Genomic DNA, 1,850 nt, shown 5'->3' with positions numbered 1-1,850 from the left:
AGAGGGCGTCTCAAAAATAATTGAGGCGCCCTTTTATTTTTTGGTACGACTATGCTCATTTTGCTCTGGTTTATTCCAAGATGCAATTTTTAATGCCGTATTAATTGTTAGATTACTGTATGAGTAGTTTAAAGAGTGATTTGAAGGGATTTTGGGGGGGCAATGAGGCTTTCACGCTACTTTTTTACGGATGTTATGGGCAAGGGCTAATAATCCCATTTCTACATTAACTTTTTCAATACCACGCAGCATAAACCGCTTAAAATGGTGATTGTGTTTGATGTTGGCAAAAACAGGTTCTACGTCAACACCCCGTTTTTTCCTTTTCCGGATACCCCGTTTTGTATTTAATCGTTTGTCAGCCTTCGCTTTAAGATGCCTATACTGCTGATTTACTTCAATGACCCGGCTGCCCTTTTGCTTATGACACTGTTTTTTTAAGCGGCACCAGGCACAGGACTCACATTTGTATTTTGTTATTGTTTGTTCATATCCGCTATGGGAGTGACTTTTAAAGCTACCCTGATTGGTCAGTTTTTTTCCTGCCGGGCAGGTGAAGGTATCGAGGTCTTTGTCATAGGGAAGCCTGTCTACGGTAAATCGTTTTTTTTGCCGGATGTTTTTATTTTGATTACGATCAAACTGGTTATGCTTTACATAAGCAGTGATCTTTCTGTTTTCAAGCCACTGGTAATTCTGTTCACTGCCATAACCAGCATCCGCTGTAATATTTGAAGGTTTTATTTTCAGGTGTTTAATATGTGAAGATAAATGAGTCGGCAGGGTCAGTGTGTCTGTTGGGTTTTGATGGATGCTATAAGACAGGATGTATTGATTGTTTGTACTGATTTGAACATTATAACCTGGTTTCAGTTGACCATTTTTCATATGATCTTCCTTCATCCTCATAAAAGTAGCGTCCGGGTCTGTCTTGCTATAGCTTTTACGCCCTTTTAATATTTGCTCCTGTTGATCGTATCGGTCTATTGCATCCGGCCAGTTCTTGCGGGCATAATTTAGTTTCTGTCGTATTTTTGGATCTATCGCTTCCTGTTTTGCCACTTCTCTCAGTGCCTGATTAATACTATCAATTACCTCCTTTACCTTACTACTATCTATAGGGCCAGGATCCGTTGGGTCAGTGGGGCTGTTAAGTTCGGCAGCAGCTATTGATTTAGCATATTGCCATAGCTCGTTTAACTGCTTTTTTATTTTTTCCCGGTTATTGGTAATACTTTTACCCCATACAAAACTGTAGCGATTTGCATTGGCTTCTATTTTAGTCCCATCTGTATAAAGCTCTTTTAAACTTAATAACCCTTCATCACATAATAACAGCACTACCTGACTAAATATTGGCTGCAAGATCTCTTGAAGCCGGCCACTCCTAAATCTGCTTATTGTATTATGATCTGGCTTGCTCATCCCGCTAAGCCACAAAAAATAGATATCCCGACCTAGAACATCTTCTATTTTACGGCTGCTATAGATATTATTCATATAGGCATACACCAATACCTTCAACAGCATCCTGGGATGATAACTACTTGTTCCTCCTGGCTTATAACGAGCCAGCAACAAGCCAATATCTAAACTATCTATTATCCGGTCTACAACACGAACCGGATGATCTGCCGATACCATCTCATTTAGATCAGGCGGAAACAACATTGCCTGATTTTGGTAAGTAGGCTTAAATGATACTTTAAAGCTTTTTCCTCTTGCCATTCTCAAATTTACCGCACTATAACAGCACTGAAAACTCTTTTTTTCAACCTCACTATCTGGATAACTCGCCCATTTTATCTCAAATTTGAAAAGGGCGCCTCAATTATTTTTGAGACACCCTC

At 39.5% G+C, this 1,850-nt stretch carries 1 protein-coding gene; it reads right to left on the bottom strand.

The window, feature by feature from the left end; genetic code table 11:
- Window positions 1–171: 171 nt before the first annotated feature.
- Complete coding sequence (locus tag HGH91_RS30915; protein ID WP_168743101.1) at window positions 172–1,728, bottom strand: IS1182 family transposase; 1,557 nt, start codon at window positions 1,726–1,728, stop codon at window positions 172–174.
- Window positions 1,729–1,850: the final 122 nt, after the last annotated feature.

This window comes from Chitinophaga eiseniae, from assembly GCF_012641265.1.
Classification (GTDB): Bacteria; Bacteroidota; Bacteroidia; order Chitinophagales; family Chitinophagaceae; genus Chitinophaga; species Chitinophaga eiseniae_A.
The sequence above is the reverse complement of the archived record's forward strand: the minus strand, read 5'-3'. Positions and strand labels throughout refer to the sequence as shown.

Bases quoted from the DNA above. Each gene is read 5' to 3' on its own strand.
- HGH91_RS30915 (WP_168743101.1), bottom strand. From the start codon at position 1,728: ATGGCAAGAGGAAAAAGCTTTAAAGTATCATTTAAGCCTACTTACCAA.